Source organism: Lentzea albidocapillata (assembly GCF_000719115.1).
Lineage (GTDB): Bacteria > Actinomycetota > Actinomycetes > Mycobacteriales > Pseudonocardiaceae > Lentzea > Lentzea albidocapillata.
In genome coordinates this window covers 262307-277394 of record NZ_JOEA01000003.1, presented here as the reverse complement: position 1 = coordinate 277394, position 15088 = coordinate 262307, and the positions used below count along the sequence as shown (strand labels likewise).

At 70.3% G+C, this 15088-nt stretch carries 18 protein-coding genes and 1 pseudogene; 11 read left to right on the top strand and 8 right to left on the bottom strand.

Annotation, left to right across the window (positions count from 1 at the left end):
* The first annotated feature begins 20 nt into the window (after positions 1-20).
* From IG04_RS46290 to IG04_RS0104970, 4 genes are read left to right on the top strand one after another with little or no spacing between them, the layout of a single operon-like run.
* Entirely contained in the window at positions 21-1055 is a 1035-nt protein-coding gene (locus IG04_RS46290; RefSeq protein ID WP_030475324.1) for an efflux RND transporter periplasmic adaptor subunit, read from the top strand.
* Complete coding sequence (locus IG04_RS46285; RefSeq protein WP_036013697.1) at positions 1052-1768, top strand: ABC transporter ATP-binding protein; 717 nt, start codon at positions 1052-1054, stop codon at positions 1766-1768. The genes IG04_RS46290 and IG04_RS46285 overlap by 4 nt, the downstream gene beginning before the upstream one ends.
* Entirely contained in the window at positions 1765-2934 is a 1170-nt protein-coding gene (locus IG04_RS0104975) for an ABC transporter permease (RefSeq protein ID WP_030475322.1), read from the top strand. The genes IG04_RS46285 and IG04_RS0104975 overlap by 4 nt, the downstream gene beginning before the upstream one ends.
* 17 nt (positions 2935-2951) lie before the next feature.
* Positions 2952-3491 (top strand): hypothetical protein, encoded by a 540-nt coding sequence (locus IG04_RS0104970; RefSeq protein WP_030475321.1) that lies wholly within the window; start codon positions 2952-2954, stop codon positions 3489-3491.
* Between the two features lie 39 nt (positions 3492-3530).
* Here the strand turns inward: IG04_RS0104970 and IG04_RS0104965 are convergent, their stop codons facing one another.
* A complete protein-coding gene (locus IG04_RS0104965; RefSeq protein WP_030475320.1) occupies positions 3531-4550 on the bottom strand; it encodes an LLM class flavin-dependent oxidoreductase in 1020 nt (339 codons plus the stop codon).
* The gene (locus IG04_RS0104960; protein WP_030475319.1) at positions 4547-5134 is read right to left on the bottom strand and encodes an NADPH-dependent F420 reductase; all 588 of its coding nucleotides are present in this window, start codon (positions 5132-5134) and stop codon (positions 4547-4549) included. The genes IG04_RS0104965 and IG04_RS0104960 overlap by 4 nt, the downstream gene beginning before the upstream one ends.
* A gap of 85 nt (positions 5135-5219) precedes the next feature.
* On the opposite strand from IG04_RS0104960, the gene IG04_RS0104955 reads away from it, so the two are divergent.
* Complete coding sequence (locus IG04_RS0104955; protein WP_030475318.1) at positions 5220-5972, top strand: class I SAM-dependent methyltransferase; 753 nt, start codon at positions 5220-5222, stop codon at positions 5970-5972.
* On the opposite strand, the gene IG04_RS0104950 is transcribed toward IG04_RS0104955, so the two are convergent.
* Positions 5956-6735, bottom strand: coding sequence for an alpha/beta fold hydrolase (locus IG04_RS0104950; protein WP_030475317.1), 780 nt, complete (start codon positions 6733-6735; stop codon positions 5956-5958). The two genes, IG04_RS0104955 and IG04_RS0104950, sit on opposite strands and share 17 nt — an antisense overlap.
* A gap of 67 nt (positions 6736-6802) precedes the next feature.
* Between IG04_RS0104950 and IG04_RS44965 the strand changes: the two genes are divergently transcribed.
* From IG04_RS44965 to IG04_RS0104935, 3 genes and pseudogenes are all read left to right on the top strand, one after another.
* Positions 6803-8272 (top strand): ABC transporter substrate-binding protein/permease, encoded by a 1470-nt coding sequence (locus IG04_RS44965; RefSeq protein ID WP_084400994.1) that lies wholly within the window; start codon positions 6803-6805, stop codon positions 8270-8272.
* Positions 8269-9035 (top strand): annotated as a pseudogene (locus tag IG04_RS42255) (amino acid ABC transporter ATP-binding protein). The gene IG04_RS44965 and the pseudogene IG04_RS42255 overlap by 4 nt, the downstream one beginning before the upstream one ends.
* 107 nt (positions 9036-9142) lie before the next feature.
* Entirely contained in the window at positions 9143-9451 is a 309-nt protein-coding gene (locus tag IG04_RS0104935; protein ID WP_030475315.1) for a DUF1540 domain-containing protein, read from the top strand.
* Here the strand turns inward: IG04_RS0104935 and IG04_RS0104930 are convergent.
* The 3 genes from IG04_RS0104930 to IG04_RS0104920 all read right to left on the bottom strand — a co-directional run bounded on the left by IG04_RS0104930 (position 9448) and on the right by IG04_RS0104920 (position 11486).
* A complete protein-coding gene (locus tag IG04_RS0104930) occupies positions 9448-9873 on the bottom strand; it encodes an MgtC/SapB family protein (RefSeq protein WP_030475314.1) in 426 nt (141 codons plus the stop codon). The genes IG04_RS0104935 and IG04_RS0104930 overlap by 4 nt on opposite strands.
* Before the next feature lie 192 nt (positions 9874-10065).
* Positions 10066-10653, bottom strand: coding sequence for an SMI1/KNR4 family protein (locus IG04_RS43710; protein WP_030475313.1), 588 nt, complete (start codon positions 10651-10653; stop codon positions 10066-10068).
* Between the two features lie 8 nt (positions 10654-10661).
* A complete protein-coding gene (locus tag IG04_RS0104920) occupies positions 10662-11486 on the bottom strand; it encodes an aldo/keto reductase (protein WP_030475312.1) in 825 nt (274 codons plus the stop codon).
* A 30-nt stretch (positions 11487-11516) separates the two neighbouring features.
* On the opposite strand from IG04_RS0104920, the gene IG04_RS0104915 reads away from it, so the two are divergent.
* The gene (locus IG04_RS0104915) at positions 11517-12158 is read left to right on the top strand and encodes a TVP38/TMEM64 family protein (protein ID WP_084400995.1); all 642 of its coding nucleotides are present in this window, start codon (positions 11517-11519) and stop codon (positions 12156-12158) included.
* A gap of 70 nt (positions 12159-12228) precedes the next feature.
* On the opposite strand, the gene IG04_RS0104910 is transcribed toward IG04_RS0104915, so the two are convergent.
* Both IG04_RS0104910 and IG04_RS0104905 read right to left on the bottom strand, forming a co-directional pair.
* Positions 12229-12573, bottom strand: a complete 345-nt coding sequence (locus IG04_RS0104910; protein ID WP_030475310.1) for an RNA polymerase-binding protein RbpA — start codon at positions 12571-12573, stop codon at positions 12229-12231.
* A 237-nt stretch (positions 12574-12810) separates the two neighbouring features.
* Positions 12811-13566 (bottom strand): thymidine kinase, encoded by a 756-nt coding sequence (locus IG04_RS0104905; RefSeq protein ID WP_030475309.1) that lies wholly within the window; start codon positions 13564-13566, stop codon positions 12811-12813.
* Positions 13567-13800: 234 nt separating this feature from the next.
* Here IG04_RS0104905 and IG04_RS0104900 point away from each other — a divergent pair, with 234 nt between their 5' ends.
* Together IG04_RS0104900 and IG04_RS0104895 are read left to right on the top strand one after the other, a co-directional pair.
* On the top strand, positions 13801-14148 hold the full coding sequence (locus IG04_RS0104900; RefSeq protein ID WP_338043492.1) for a helix-turn-helix transcriptional regulator: 348 nt from the start codon (positions 13801-13803) through the stop codon (positions 14146-14148).
* Positions 14145-15035, top strand: coding sequence for a hypothetical protein (locus IG04_RS0104895; RefSeq protein ID WP_144065252.1), 891 nt, complete (start codon positions 14145-14147; stop codon positions 15033-15035). Before IG04_RS0104900 ends, IG04_RS0104895 begins: the two co-directional genes overlap by 4 nt.
* Positions 15036-15088 lie beyond the last annotated feature (53 nt).

Sequence of the window (15088 nt, the reverse complement as noted above, 5' to 3'; positions counted from 1 at the left end):
TGCCTCCGAAGATCCACGGCATGCGCAGGACAATCATCGGGGCCGCGGTGCTCGTCGTGGTCATCATCGCCGTGGTGCTGGTGGTGAGGGCCCGGCCACCGGAGCCCTCCGCGGCCCCGCCACCGGCGGTGAAGACCACGACCGTGCGAAAGGGAGACCTCACGAACACCCGCACAGTGCAGGCCCAGCTCGGTTTCGGTGCCGCCCGCCTCGTGAAGGGCGCCGCGGGCACCGTCACGAAGCTGCCCGCCACCGGCCAGGCCACCGAGCTCGGCAAGGAGCTCTACCGCGTCGACGACCAGCCCGTCGTCGTGTTCTTCGGCGCGACGCCCCTGTTCCGCGCGCTGGACACCCCGGGCATCAAGGGGTCGGACGTGGCGGTGGTGATGGACAACCTCGCCGCCCTTGGCTACTCGGTCGGCACGCGGCCCAAGGACGTCACCAAGGCCGAGTTCACGCCGCGCGTCGTCGAAGCGCTCAAGAAGTGGCAGAAGGCCCTCGGCGTCGAACAGACCGGCACCCTGGCGCCGGGCCGCGTGCTCGTCCTGGACCGCCCGATGCGCGTCGGCGCCGTGAAGGCCCAGCTCGGCGAGCCGGCCACGGAGGAGCTGTTCGAGCTCACACCCACCACGCGCCTGGTCACGCTGCAGCTGCCGGTGACCGAGGCGGGCGTGCTGAAGGCGGACCTGCCGGTCACGATCGTGCGCCCGGACAACCGCCCGGTCCCGGCCAAGGTGACCTCGCTGACCCAGCTGGCCGCCCCCGCCGAGAACGGCAGCGGCCCGAAGGTCGACATCGTGGTCACACCCGACAACCCGGCGGACGTCGCCGACCTCGACACCGCCCCGGTCCGCCTCACGGTCACCACCGAGAGCCGCACCGGCGTCCTGACCGTGCCGCTGGCGGCCCTGGTGGCGCTGAAGGAGGGCGGCTACGCCGTGCAGCTGCCGTCCGGTGGCCTGAAGGCGGTCCAGACCGGCCTGTACTCGCAGGACAAGGTCGAGATCTCCGGCGACGGCGTGGTGGACGGTCTGGAAGTGGTGACCGCCCAATGACCCCGGTACTCGCCCTGCGCTCGGTGACCAAGCGGTACCCCGGCGGCGTGACGGCGCTCGACGACGTGTCACTGCAGGTCGCCTCGGGTGAGCTGCTCGCGATCGTGGGCCCGTCCGGCTCCGGCAAGTCCACGCTGCTGCACCTCGTCGGCACCCTGGACCTGCCCTCGTCCGGCACCGTGGAGATCGACGGCCAGGACGTGTCCCGCCTGCCGGACCGCCGCCTGTCCGCGTTGCGCGGCAGCCGGCTGGGGTTCGTGTTCCAGCAGTTCCACCTGTCCGACGGCCTGACGGCGACCGAGAACGTGGCCACCGGCCTCCTCTACGCCGGCGTGCGCCGCAAGGACCGCCGCCCGCTCGCCGTGGAGGCCCTGAACCGCGTCGGCCTCGGGCACCGGACCGACCACAAGCCGCAGCAGCTGTCCGGCGGCGAACGCCAACGCGTCGCCATCGCGCGTGCCGTGGTGAACAACCCGGCCCTGGTGCTGGCCGACGAGCCGACCGGGGCGCTCGACACGGCCAACGGGCTCGCGGTGCTGGACCTGCTGCGGGAACTGAACGGACAGGGGACGACCATCGCGCTGATCACGCACGACCGTGACATCGCCGCGTCATTGCCACGCCGTGTGGAACTGCGCGACGGGCGGATCGTCGCGGACACCGGAGACCAGCCCACCATCACGTTCCCGAGCCTGAACGGCATCACCGGATGAGCCGTCTGTCGCCCGTCGACCTGCTCGCCGTCGGCTCCCTGGGCATGCGCACCCGCAGGCTCCGCGCCGCGCTGTCCGCTCTAGGCATCGCCCTGGGCATCGCCACCGTCGTGGTGGTCACCGGCATCCCGGCCTCCAGCCAGCAGGCCCTGCTCGACGAACTGACCGCCCTGGGCACCAACCTCCTGCGCGCCCAGCCCACCCCACGCCAGGACGACCCGGTCCTGCTGCCGGAGTCCTCGGTGGCGATGGTCCAGCGCATCGGCCCGGTGACCGCCGCCGCGGCCGTCGCCAACACCCACACCCGAGTCCGCCGCAACGACCTCCTGGACCCCGGCCACAGCTCCGACATCACCGTCCTCGCCGCCACCCCGAGCCTGCTGGACACCGTGAACGGCTACGTCCAGAGCGGGGACTTCCTGCCACGGCCGGACTTCCCGGCCGTCGTCCTCGGCCACGTCGCGGCCCAACGGCTCGGCATCCCCGACGTGGGCGAGCGTCCGGCGATCTTCGTGGGGGAGAAGTGGTTCACGGTGACGGGCGTGCTCGGCCCCATGCCACTGGCACCCGACGTCGAACGCTCGGTGCTCGTCGGCTGGGAGGCCGCCCGCACGCACCTGGGCTTCGACGGCCACCCGACCGTCGTCTACGTGAAGGCCCGTGAGGAGTCCATCGAGGACGTTCGCGCGATCCTGCCCGCCACGCTGTACGGCGAGATCCCCGGCCTGGTGCAGGTGAGCCGCCCGTCCGACGCGCTGGCGGCCAAGCGCGCCACGCAGAACTCCTACAGCGCGTTGTTCCTGGGCCTCGCGGGCGTCGCGTTGCTCGTCGGCGGCGTCGGCGTGGCGAACACGATGGTGATCTCCGTGCTCGAACGCCGCAGCGAGATCGGCCTGCGCCGCGCCCTGGGAGCCACCCGCGGCCACATCCGCGCGCAGTTCCTGACCGAGGCCGTCCTGCTCTCCGGCCTCGGCGGTCTGGCGGGCACCGCATTGGGGGCGCTGGGCGTCGTCGGCTACGCGACGCTGCACCGCTGGCCGCTCGTCATCCCCCTCCAAGTCCTGGCCGCAGGCGTGCTCGCCGCGTTCGTCGTGGGCGCCGCCGCCGGCCTCTACCCCTCCATCCGCGCCTCCCGGCTCACCCCGACCCAGGCGCTCGCCGCGTGACGAAAGGAAATCCAACGATGAAGAAGGCCACCCTGGCCCTCCTGCTGCTGCTCCTGGCCGCGTGCTCCAAGCCAGAGGCCCAGCCGCAGGTCGCCTCGATCTCGACGCCGCCGAGCAGCGCGGCCCCGACGTCGGCCTCCCAGGAGCAACGCCCCCGCGAACGCCTCGACATGACCCCGGAGGACCTCGAGGCCCTCAACGTCCCGCACGACCAGTGCATGGCGGGCCTCGGCCTGGACAGGAAGGGCCGCGCCGCCGAGGGGAGCGGCCGCCCGCAGCCCACCAAGGAGGAACTCGACAAGGCGCTCCAGGCCTGCGAGTCGAAGGACCCGCTGCCCCCATGGGAGAAGGACTCCACCAACCCGGAGGCCGTCGACTTCGCCAACCGCGTCGTGCAGTGCCTGCGCGGCAAGGGAGTCCGCTACGTCGAGGTGCACAACGAACCCGGCTCGGAGATGATCAGCTACGCGCTGGGCGGCCCGAACAACGACGCCGCGTCGATCTCGCTCGGCCTGGAGCACGCCAAGGCGTGCGAGATCGCGAGCTCCAAGAAGTGACGCGGGGGTGAGCGGGGGCCGTGACAGCCCCCGCTCACCTCAGGCCAGCATGTCGCGCACCATCGGCACGACCTTCGTCCCGTACAGCTCGATCGTCCGCATCAGCGACTCGTGCGACAGCCCGCCGATCCCGTACTTCAGGTCGAACCGGCTCGCGTCGAGCTTCTTCATGGTGCGCGCCATCTTCTCCGCGACCGTCTCCGGCGACCCGACGAACAGCGCGCCGTGCGGTCCCACCTCGTGCGCGTAGGACTCCGGCGTCGGGGTGGCGAACCCCCGCGTCTTGCCGAGCCGGCCGATCATGTCGAGGTAGTGCGGCCAGAACTCCTCCCGCGCCTCCTCGTCGGTCGGTGCCACGTGACCGGGGGAGTGGATGCCGATCGGCAACGGGTCGCGGCCGAACTTCTCCAGCGCGTGCTGGTAGAGCTCCGAGAACGGCGCGAACCGGCCGGGGTGGCCGCCGATGATCGCGAGCATCAGCGAGAAGCCGTACGAGGCCGCACGCACCACGGACTGCGGACTGCCGCCGACACCGATCCACGTCGGGAACGGCTCGGTGTACGGCACGACGTCCTGCTCGTGCAGCGCCGCGCGGGTCTTGCCCTGCCAGGTGATCGGCCCGCCCTTGAGCAGCTCCGCGAACAGGTGCGTCTTCTCCTCGAACAGGTCCTCGTAGTCCGCGAGGTCGTACCCGAACAGCGGGAACGAGTCCACACTGGACCCGCGGCCCAGGATGACCTCCGCGCGGCCGTCCGACACGGCGTTCAGCGTCGAGAAGCGCTGGTACACGCGCACCGGGTCGTCCGAGCTGAGCACCGTCACCGCCGAACCGAGGTGGATCGACGACGTGCGGGCGGCGATCGCGGCCAGCACCACGTCGGCCGCCGACAGCGGCATGTCCGGCGTGTGGTGCTCACCGATGCCGAAGAAGCCGAGGCCGACCTGGTCGGCGAGCACGCCCTGCTCGACCACGTCGCGGATGGTCTGGGCGTGCGTGAGCGGGATGCCGGAGGCGTCGTGGGTGACGTCGCCGAACGTGTCGAGTCCGAAGGTGGTCATGACTGCTGCTCCTTGGTGAAGTTCTCGAGTTCCTGCCTGCGGGCCGCGACGCCGAACACCGGGCTGCCGGGTTCCAGCAGCCGTCCCGCGGCCAGGGGTCCCACCGGCACCGGGTCGAACCCGATGCGTTCCAGGAACTCCGCGACGGCCTGCACGGCATCGGCCGAGTCACCGGCGATGCCGACGGCACGGCCGGCGGCGGGTTCCATGTCCTGGTAGGCGACGTGGTTCAGGGTCTTCACGACGTCGGCGCCCACCAGCCGTCGCGCGACCTCCTCGCTCGTGCCCAGGGGAGCCTCGGCGGGCGGCCAGTGGTTCATGGAGTCGATGACGACCTTGCCCGCGAACATCTCCGGTTCGAGCGTGGGGAACCGGTGCCACGGGATCGCCAGCACGACGAGGTCCGCGTCCACCACGGCGTCGGCGGCCGGCAGCGCGACGGCACCGGGCGCGAGGAACTCGATGATCATCTCGATCCGCGCCGGGTCACCCGAACCCGCGATGCCCACCTCGTAGCCCGCCGCCAGGGCCAGGCGCGCGATGACGGGACCGACGTGGCCCGCACCGAGAACAGCGATCTTCACAGCACACCCGACCTCGCTAGTTGATGTGTCATCTAGCTTAACCGGACCAGCCCCCGGTTATTCCCTCGGGTGCTACGTTCGAGTCGTGTGGGATCTGGGTGACGCGTACGAGCGCTACGTGGGCCGGTGGAGCCGGCCCGTCGCGGCGGAGTTCCTGCGCTGGCTGGACGTGCCGCCCGGCCGGACGTGGCTCGACGTCGGCTGCGGCACGGGCGCGCTGACCGAGGCCGTGCTGGCGCACACGCGGCCGGCCGCGGTCACCGGCGTGGACCCGTCGGAGGGCTTCCTGCAACGCGCCCGCGCCTGCGTCCCCGATGCCCGTTTCGCGGCCGGCGATGCCACCGATCTGGGCGAACGCACCGCCGACATCGTGGTCAGCGGGCTCGTGCTCACGTTCGTGCCCGACGCCGCCCAGGCGGTGGGGGAGTTCGCGCGCGTGGCCCCGTGTGTCGGTTCGTACGTGTGGGACTACGCGAGTGGCATGCAGATGATGCGGCTGTTCTGGGACGCCGCGAAGGACGTCGACCCCGCCGCGGCCGCGCACGACGAGGGACTGCGCTTCAGCGCGGTGAGCGGTGCCGAGCCCTTGCGCGCCCTGTGGACCGGCGCCGGCCTGCGCGACATCGAGGTGACGGGCATCGTCGTACCGACGGTGTTCCGCGACTTCGACGATTTCTGGGAACCGTTCCTGGGCGGCACGGGTGCCGCGCCCGCCTACGCCGCGAAGCTGCCGCCGGAACAGCGCGACGCCATCCGAGACCTGCTCCGCTCCCGTCTCCCGGCGCAGGGCCCGATCGAGCTGGCCGCGAAGGCCTGGGCCGTCAGAGGTTCGCGCTGAGGAACCGCTCCAGGTGCGGGTTCACGTCCGCGGCGTGCGTGAGGCTCAGGAAGTGCGCGCCGCCCTCGACGAGCACGAGTGGTTCGGCCCTGGGCAGCGCCGCGACGAGCGCCTCGGCCTTCGTGACGGGGTAGGCGAGGTCGGCGGTGCCGTGCAGCACCAGCGCGGGCACGTCGACCTCGGTGATCCGGTCCAGCACGCCTTCACGGCCGACCAGGGCGTTCATGATCAGGCGCAGTCGCTCGGGTTCGACCTCGCTCCACTTCGGCGTCCACTCGAACGGGTCGTAGTCACCCAGGCAGATGTTCGCGACGGCCTCGGTCACCGTCTCCGGCCCCTGCTCGATCCACAACTCGGCGAGCTGCTGGTAGGCATCGGAGATCTGCTCGTCCTCGGTCTCGCCGGACGTGCCCAGCAACACGAGCGCCGTCACTCGTTCCGGCGCGAGCAACGCCATCCGCAGCGCCACGAACCCGCCCTGGCTGGTGCCGGCGACGGCCGCACTGCCGATCTTCAGCTCGTCGAGCACGGCGAGTGTGTCGCGCGCGACGTCCCAGTGGTCGAACGGCGCGGTCGCGGGCGTGGCACCGTGGCCGCGCTCGTCGATCGCGATCAGCCGGTACCGGTCACCGAGCGCCTCGACCTGCGGCGCCCACATCGACGCGTCCATCAGGAAGCTGTGCAGCAGCACGACCGCCGGACCGTCCCCGCCGTGGTCCACGTAGGACACCAGCTGCCCGTCCGCAGTGGTCACCGTAGCCATGCCGCACACCCCGTCCCGCATAGTGGATCTTCAGCACCGCCCGCCCGGTTCGCTCTACCCTGCCCCGATGCGACAAGTGTTCAGGAGCGCGGTGCTGCTCCTGCTGCTGGTGATCGTCGTCCCCGCACCGGCGTACGCGCAACAAGAGCAACCACCGCTGATCCGCGTCGGCACGGAAGGCACCTACCCGCCGTTCTCGTTCCACGACCCCCAGACCCAGGAGCTGACCGGCTACGACGTCGAGGTCGTCAAGGCGATCGCCGCGAAAGCGGGCTGGCGGCTGGAGTTCGTCGAGACGCAGTGGGACGCGATCTTCCCCGCCCTCGACGCCCAGCGGATCGACCTCGTCGCGAACCAGGTGTCGCGCAATCCCGAACGCGCCGCGAAGTACGGCCTGTCGAACACCTACACCTACTCGCGCGGCGTGATCGTCCGCCGCACCGGCGACGACCGGATCAAGTCCATCGCGGACCTCAGCGGCAAGACCACCGCCCAGTCCAGCACCAGCAACTGGGCCAAGGTCGCCCGTGACGCCGGCGCGAGAGTCGAGGCCGTCGAAGGCTTCGCGCAGGCCGCCGCGTTGCTGCAGCAGGGCCGCGTCGACGCCATCGTCAACGACAACATCGCGGTGCTGGACTACCTCGCCACCACCGGCTCGAAGGACGTCGAGATCGCCGGCGACGCCGGGCAGGCGGGCAGCGAACAGGTCCTGGCGCTGCGTCAGGCCGACGCCGCGTTGCTGACACAGGCGAACCAGGCGATCGACGCGCTGAAAGCCGACGGCACGTTGCGCGGCATCTCCCAGAAGTACTTCAAGGCCGACGTGTCCGTGCAGAACGGTGGCGCGGCGGACCTGTCCGAGGGACGTGGCCCGCGCAGCACGTGGGACATCCTGCGCTCGACGGCGTGGCCGATGTTCGTGGGCCTGGTCAAGGTCACCATTCCGCTGACCGCGCTGTCGTTCGCGATCGGCCTCACGCTCGCGTTGCTGGTGGCGCTGGCCCGGATCTCGCCGTACCGGGTGCTGTCGGGCCTCGCGCGGGCGTTCATCTCGGTCATCCGCGGCACCCCGCTGCTGCTGCAGCTGTTCATCGTCTTCTACGGCCTGCCGCAGATAGGCCTGAAGTTCCCGCCCTTCACCGCCGCCGTCGTCGCGTTCTCGCTGAACGTCGCCGGCTACGCGGCGGAGGTGATCCGCTCGGCGATCCTGTCCGTGCCGCGCGGCCAGTTCGAGGCGGCGTCCACCATCGGCTTCGGCTACGCGCAGACGTTGCGCCGCATCGTGCTGCCCCAGGCCGCCCGCACCGCCGTGCCGCCGCTGTCCAACACGTTGCTGTCGTTGCTGAAGGACACGTCACTGGGTTCGGTCGTGCTGCTGACCGAGCTCTTCCGCGAGTCGCAGCTGGCCGCGGCCGAGAGCAACGAGTTCCTCGCCCTGTACTCGTTCGCGGGGCTCTACTACTGGGTGATCTGCGTGGCCCTGTCCGCCGCGCAGAAACGACTGGAGACCAGGCTGAACAGGTACGTGATCGCATGAACGACATCCGCATCGAGGTCACCGGGCTGCACAAGTCCTTCGGCGACCTGGACGTCCTGCGCGGCATCGGCTTCACCACCCCGCGCGGCACCTCGACCGTCCTGCTGGGCCCGTCCGGCTCCGGCAAGACCACCCTGCTGCGCTCGCTCAACGCCCTGGACACACCCGATCGCGGCATGGTCCGCATCGACGACGTGTCGGTCGACTTCTCCGCCCTGCCAGCGGGCAAGGCGGGCCGGGCGGCAGGGGCGCGGCTGCGGGGGCAGAGCGGCATGGTCTTCCAGTCGCACAACCTCTTCCCGCACCGCACGGTCCTGCAGAACCTCACCGAGGGCCCGGTCGTCGCCCAGCAACGCCCGCTGGAGGAGGTCGTGGGGGAGGCACGGGGACTGCTCGACCAGGTGGCCTCGCGGACAAAGCCGATTCGTACCCGTACCAGCTTTCCGGCGGCCAGCAACAACGCGTAGGTATTGCCCGTGCACTGGCTTTGAAGCCACGAGTCGTGCTGTTCGACGAACCCACCTCGGCACTCGATCCGGAACTCGTGGGCGAGGTGCTCGCGGTGATCAAAGATCTGGCCTCGGAAGGGTGGACCACCGTCATCGTCACGCACGAGATCCGGTTCGCCGAGAAGGTCGCCGACCAGGTGTTGTTCCTGGACGGCGGGGTGATCGTCGAGCACGGGCCGCCCGGTCAGGTGATCGCCGACCCGCGGGAAGAACGCACCCGGCGGTTCCTGCGGCGCGTTCTCGACCACGGCTGAAATGATTCTTGAGGATAGGCTCGCCTAATTCCTCTCGAATTGCGGGGCTCCTGCGGTGGTGGCATCGTCGCGATTACCGAACCTTTCCCACCACGGCAGGAGCGGACATGACCACCCTCGAGAACCCGGCGATGCCCGCAGTCCACGATTGCACGGTGAGCGACTGCTCCTACAACCACGACGGATGCCACGCGTTCGCGATCACCGTGCGCGGCGACAACGGCGCGGCCGACTGCGGCACCTTCATCCCGCTGGGCACGAAGGGTGGCCTGGACAAGGTCATCGCGCAGGTCGGCGCCTGTTCCCGCGCCGACTGCGTGCACAACGCCTCGCTGGAATGCACGGCGCAGAGCGTGCGGGTCGGTCAGGGCACAGGCGGCCACCACGCGAACTGCCTGACGTACCAGCCTCGCTAGCCCTCCTCGTCCTTGCGGTCGACGGCCCGGCCCAGCTCCCGCAGCCCGACGTTGACCGCGATGATCGCCACCGTGCCGGCCGCCGCCACGACGTGCAGCCCGGCACCGGCCAGTGAACCCACCGCGGCCGCGCACCAGAGCGTGGCCGCGGTGTTCAGTCCGCGCACCGACAGCCCGTCGCGCAGGATCACGCCCGCGCCGAGGAACCCGATGCCGGACACCACCTGTGCGGCGACGCGCGTGGGGTCGCCCTGGCCGTCGAAGCCCTGTGCGGACAGCAGGACGAACAACGCGGCGCCCACCGCCACGAGGGCGTTGGTCCGCAGGCCTGCCATACGAGAGCGGTACTGCCGCTCGAAACCGATCAACGCGCCGAGACCCATGCTCTCGGCAATGCGCAGCGTCATGTCGAAGACGTGCATCGTGTGACTCCCCTTGTGTGCAGGGGTGTGCGTCACACGCCAGAACTGGAGCGTGCGAGGTGGGATGACCTGCGCGGGCTACTGTCGCCTGGCATGTGTCGCTCACCTCGCTTCCTTGTGTCTGGTCGGTAGAACCGGGAAGTCACGCTACCGAACCGGCCGTGAGCCTGCGGTGAGAGTGGGACGCGCGTCTCATTCCCAGTGGAAGTCGTTGTGCTCGACCACGATGCGGTGCCCGGTCTCGCCGCGCAGCGCGCACGACGCCTCGGCGAACATCGCGGTCACGTTGGGCCACAACGGATCGCCGTCCGCGCCGCTGTACTTCCCCCACTCCATCACGCACCCGTGCCGTGGCCCGCCGCGCAGGTCCACGAAGAGCTCGTACCCGGAACCGTCCGCCGCGACCGGCAGCCACGCGGGCAGCCAGAGGTCCACACAGGGCGTTCCGGCGGGCTCTCGCAGCGCGCCGGCCTCGTAGTCCTTCTCCTCGCCGAGCGTGGCGAACGCGATGCCGCTGATCGCCCGCATCATCAGCGTCCGCAGGTGCAACGCCCGGTCGAGGCCGTGCGGCTGCCACATGGCCGGGATGAGCGGCCAGCGCGAGTACGTCACGCCGACGCCACCGAACCGCCGCCACCACGCGGACAGGTCGGGCGGCAGTGCGTACCCGATGGACTCCTCCGCGTCCGCGACGTCCACGGCGGACGACGGCGGGAGCAGCGCGGCGTGCAGCGCCGGGGCGTGCTCGCCGATCCAGCCCTCGATGTCGGTCCAGCTCATCCGCGGAACTAAAGCATGGCGAGCGGCGAAGGCCCAGCAGGGGGAGGAAAGGCGCGGTCGAGGTCGGCGAGGTCCTCAGGGGACAGCCGGAGTTCCAGTGACCGCGCGTTCTCCCGGACGTGCTCCGGCGAGCCCGCCTTGGGGATCGCGTTCACGTGCGCCAGCCGCAGCACCCAGGCGAGCGCGATCTGGGCGGGGGTGGCGCCGTGCCGTGCCGCGACCGATGCCAGCGCGGGGGAGTCGAGCAGCCTGCCCTGTTCGACGGGGGAGTAGGCCATGACCGGGATGCCGGTGGAGGCGTGCCACGGCAGCAGGTCGTGCTCGGGGCCGCGGCGGGTGAGGTTGTAGAGGATCTGGTTGGTCTGGCAGTGGCCCGGCAGCGCCGTGAGCTCGCGCATGTCGTCCAGGTCGAGGTTGCTGACGCCCCAGTGCCGGATCTTGCCCGCGTCCTGCAGCGCCGCGAACCCCTCCAGGGTCTCGGCGAGCGGCACACCACCGCGCCAGTGCAGCAGGTACAGGTCGAGGCGGTCGGTGTTCAGGCGGCGCAGTGACGCCTCGCACGCGCGCACGGTCGCGGCGGCGGACGCGTTGGACGGCAGCACCTTCGACACCAGGAACACCTCGTCGCGCCGGCCCGCGACGGCCTCGCCCACGAGCGTCTCGGACGCGCCCGAGCCGTACATCTCGGCCGTGTCGATCAGGGTCAGGCCGAGGTCGAGGCCGGTGCGCAGCGCGGCGATCTCGGCGGAGCGCCTGCCGGGGTCCTCGGCCATCATCCAGCTGCCCATGCCGAGCGCGGGGACGGTCTCGCCGGAGGGGAGGAGCACGGTCATGCGCTCCAGCTTGCCGGGTACGTTGGTCTGATGCGACGTGCGGGCCTGATCCTGTTGGTGCTGCTCGTCGTCGCGCTGGCGATCACGGCCCAGCTCGTGGACCTGCCTGATGGCGCGGAACTCCGTGCCCTGGTCGGCCGTGCGGATCATGCGGCGCCGATCGTGTTCGTGGCTGTGTGCGCGCTCGGCACGGCGGTGTTCTTCCCGAAACCGGTTCTCGCCACGGCCGCGGGGCTGCTGTTCGGCGTGGGGTGGGGGAGCGCGCTCGCCATCGCGGGGTTCACGGCGGGCGCGATGATCGCGTTCGCGATCTCCCGAGGGCTCGGCCGCGACACGGTCGAACGCCGGCTCGGGAAACGGCTGGCGGTGCTCGAACGGGTCTTCGCGCGCCGGGGAGTCGAGGCGACGCTCGTGATCAGGTTGCTGCCGATCCTGCCGTTCGCGCTGGCGAACTACGGCGCGGGCGTGACGTCGGTGCGCGGCAGGGACTTCGCGCTCGGCACGGCGCTCGGGCTGGTGCCCTCGACGGTGCTCGCCGCGGTGCTGGGCGACGCCCTGAGCGATCTCGGCTCACCACGCTCGATCGTCGCGTTGTCGATCTGGGCCGTGCTGGCGGCCGTGGGCGTGTGGTGGGGCCGGAACTTGATCACAGGGGCCGTACGGGCCTCCTAGACGCCCTTATGAGGTGCGCAAAAAGCCGCCCCGGCGGGAGACCGGGACGGCTTGACGCGTCTGGTGTGGATCAGGCCGTGCGGGTGCGGCGTCCGCGAAGCTCTTCGAGGCGCTCGTCGAGCAGCTCCTCGAGCTCGGGGATCGACCGGCGCTCCAGGAGCATGTCCCAGTGCGTGCGCGGCGGCTTGACCTTCTTGATCTCCGGCTCGACCCCGTCGATGATCTTCGACTCGGTGCCGTGGAGACGGCATTCCCAGGTCGGCGGCAACTCGGCGTCGTCGGAGAACGGGACCTCGAAGTCGTGTCCCTTCGGGCAGGCGTACCGCGCTGCACGGCGCGGAGCGAGATCGTGGTTGCGGTCGGTCTCGTAGCTGACTGCTCCGAGCCGGCTTCCACGCAAAACGCGGTCGGCCATGGCGGTGTCCTTTCGCTCGGCTCAGGGCCGGGGCCCAGGCTGCTTGCTCACCGTGTGCAACGCCCGGATTGCTCCGTTTGTTTCCGGTTCGCTCTCATGGTCGCCCACAGTGACGTCGTTCACTCGTCAACGAAGGCTTCCTACTAATGGATGCGATCGCCACAGGATCGTGACGCGTTATCAAGCTCCTGCGCTCATGCATCACTCTAATGGCCCAGTGGGACCGATGGGTAGTCGCTACGCCAACCGAAGCTGACCACTTTGTGCGACGTCAGGGCCCAGGTCGCCCAACCTAAAGTGACGCCGACAGAGCACCTGGTAACGGACAGTAGTTTCCGTGGCGTCGGTTACATCGTTGCTCTCAGTACCCGATCGGTGCTGTTCCGTGTCCGCCGCCGTGTCGGCGACCAGGACCGTGTCCCCGGCCCGGATCACCCGTCCGGCCCGCACTCGCGCGTTGAACCGTCCAGGCACCCCGCACCAGCACAGCACCTCGACCTGAATCGCCTTCAGCTCGTCGGCGAGTTCGAACAACCGCTGCGACCCGGGGAACATCTCGCCGCGGAAGTCCGTGGCGAGCCCGAAGCAGTACACGTCGACCTGGACATCGTCCGCGAGCTCCGCCAGCTGCTCTACCTGATCGGGTGACAGGAACTGCGCCTCGTCGACGATCAGGTAGTCCACCCGCCGGCCCTCGGCCCACTCCGACCGCACCATCTGGCGGAGATCGTCGTCGCTGATCTCCGCGGCCTCGCGCGTGATGCCGATGCGACTGGAGATCTGAGGCTTGCCCGAACGATCGTGCCGCACCAGCAGCAGCCCGCGCCGACCCTGGCGCGAGTTGTTGTGGTCGATCTGGAGCGCGAGCGTCGACTTGCCGCAGTCCATGGGACCGAAGAAGAACTTGAGATGCCCGACCACCGGCGTCGAGCGCCGGGAACCAGCGACAGGTACAGCGGAGAGGGCGTCTGTCGGATCGGGAAGGGCGTCCACGGCGGGTCACCCTAGTGCCTGGATCCCGATCATGAGGAATCCCCACGGTCCGCCTCCCTCCTGCTTGCGGCCTTTCGAGTACGACCTGCTGTTTCCGGACGACATAGCCGCTGTGGGGGAGGCTCAAACCTCCTCTCGGCTCGGATCACTCGATAACTTCAGTGTTGACTAAAGTTTATCTCACCTGGCCGCTACGCTTCCCGATATACCTCGCGCCGCGATATATTCAGCGACATGAGTGGTCGGGTCATGTCCGAACAGACGTTTCTGGTGCTCACCGCGCTGGCGGAGGAGCCGTTGCACGGTTACGCGATCGTGCAGGCGGTGGAACAGCTGTCCGAGGGGCGGATGGTGTTGCGGGTCGGCACGCTGTACGGGGTGCTGGACCGGTTGGTGGCGGACGGGCTCGCCGAGCGCGACCGGGAAGAGGTGCACCAGGGGCGGCTGCGGCGTTACTACAAACTCACCGACTCCGGGGTGCGGGCGTTGCAGGCCGAGGTCGCGCGGCTGAGCGCCAACGTGCGGGCGGCGAGCGCGGTGCTGCGGGGGAGAGGGCTTCAGGCATGGGCGGGTCGGGCATGAGGAATCTCGAGCGGCGGTATCGCACGCTGCTGAAGGTGTTGCCCCGGTGGTACCGGCGGGATCGCGAGGAGGAGATGGTCGGGATCTTCCTGGCCGAGCGGGACGACGATCTCGACCTGGAGCACAGCTGGCCGGGGTGGGGGGAGACGTGGGCGGTGCTCGGGCTCGCGGTGCGCACGCATCTGGCGGCGGGGGCGGCGCTCACGAGTGTGCCGGCGAAGGTGGTGTGGCGCGGCGAGGTCGTGCGGGCGCTGGGGATGCTCGGGCTGTTGCTGGGGCTGTACTACGCGACGTCGGCGGTCGTGCAGGTCTTCACCCTGTCCGGTGGTCCGTACGCCGCAGGCGTGGCCTGGTGGCGTGTGCTGGAGCTGGCGCCGTTCGTGGCCTTCCCGGCGTTGCTGAGCGGGCGGCGGACGCTCGCGAAGGTCGCGGCGGGGGCTCCGGCGTTGTTGTCGGTGGCGTCGCTGGGGCAGCCGGGGCCTGCCGCGCTGATGTGGACCGTGTTCCAGTTGCCGGCGCTGGTGACGTTCGCGTGCCTGTGCCTGGGTTTCCACCGCGAGGCGCCGATCCCTCCGGCGCGGAGGTTGCTGTGGTGGGGCGGGGGAGCGGTGGTGCTCGGGGCGGTCGGCGGGGTCGCGGCCGGGACCGGGTTGCTGTTGCTCGGCCTGATCACGGCGGGTGCGCGGGTCTTCGCGTTCGTGCGGGGTGACGCGGTGTTCGGGCGGGCGTTGTCGTTGTTCGCCTTGCTGCAGCTGGTTCCGCTGGTGTTCCTGGTCGTCGCGTGGGACGAGGTCGTGACGTCGCGGACCGTGCTCTCGGTGGTGCTCCTGCTCGTCGCGGTGTTGCCGGTGCGGCGCCGCTCGAAAGCGGCGCCGCAGGTGAGCTAGTGGCGTGACCCGGAACGTCGGCGAGGTAATCCACGTTCAGCAGGGCACCTCGC

Excerpts from the sequence above, each read along its gene's own strand:
- IG04_RS46290 (WP_030475324.1), top strand. The coding sequence starts at position 21 with ATGCGCAGGACAATCATCGGGGCCGCGGTGCTCGTCGTGGTCATCATC.
- IG04_RS46285 (WP_036013697.1), top strand. The coding sequence starts at position 1,052 with ATGACCCCGGTACTCGCCCTGCGCTCGGTGACCAAGCGGTACCCCGGC.
- IG04_RS0104975 (WP_030475322.1), top strand. The coding sequence starts at position 1,765 with ATGAGCCGTCTGTCGCCCGTCGACCTGCTCGCCGTCGGCTCCCTGGGC.
- IG04_RS0104970 (WP_030475321.1), top strand. The coding sequence starts at position 2,952 with ATGAAGAAGGCCACCCTGGCCCTCCTGCTGCTGCTCCTGGCCGCGTGC.
- IG04_RS0104965 (WP_030475320.1), bottom strand. The coding sequence starts at position 4,550 with ATGACCACCTTCGGACTCGACACGTTCGGCGACGTCACCCACGACGCC.
- IG04_RS0104950 (WP_030475317.1), bottom strand. The coding sequence starts at position 6,735 with ATGGCTACGGTGACCACTGCGGACGGGCAGCTGGTGTCCTACGTGGAC.
- IG04_RS44965 (WP_084400994.1), top strand. The coding sequence starts at position 6,803 with ATGCGACAAGTGTTCAGGAGCGCGGTGCTGCTCCTGCTGCTGGTGATC.
- IG04_RS0104935 (WP_030475315.1), top strand. The coding sequence starts at position 9,143 with ATGACCACCCTCGAGAACCCGGCGATGCCCGCAGTCCACGATTGCACG.
- IG04_RS0104930 (WP_030475314.1), bottom strand. The coding sequence starts at position 9,873 with ATGCACGTCTTCGACATGACGCTGCGCATTGCCGAGAGCATGGGTCTC.
- IG04_RS43710 (WP_030475313.1), bottom strand. The coding sequence starts at position 10,653 with ATGAGCTGGACCGACATCGAGGGCTGGATCGGCGAGCACGCCCCGGCG.
- IG04_RS0104920 (WP_030475312.1), bottom strand. The coding sequence starts at position 11,486 with ATGACCGTGCTCCTCCCCTCCGGCGAGACCGTCCCCGCGCTCGGCATG.
- IG04_RS0104915 (WP_084400995.1), top strand. The coding sequence starts at position 11,517 with ATGCGACGTGCGGGCCTGATCCTGTTGGTGCTGCTCGTCGTCGCGCTG.
- IG04_RS0104910 (WP_030475310.1), bottom strand. The coding sequence starts at position 12,573 with ATGGCCGACCGCGTTTTGCGTGGAAGCCGGCTCGGAGCAGTCAGCTAC.
- IG04_RS0104900 (WP_338043492.1), top strand. The coding sequence starts at position 13,801 with ATGAGTGGTCGGGTCATGTCCGAACAGACGTTTCTGGTGCTCACCGCG.
- IG04_RS0104895 (WP_144065252.1), top strand. The coding sequence starts at position 14,145 with ATGAGGAATCTCGAGCGGCGGTATCGCACGCTGCTGAAGGTGTTGCCC.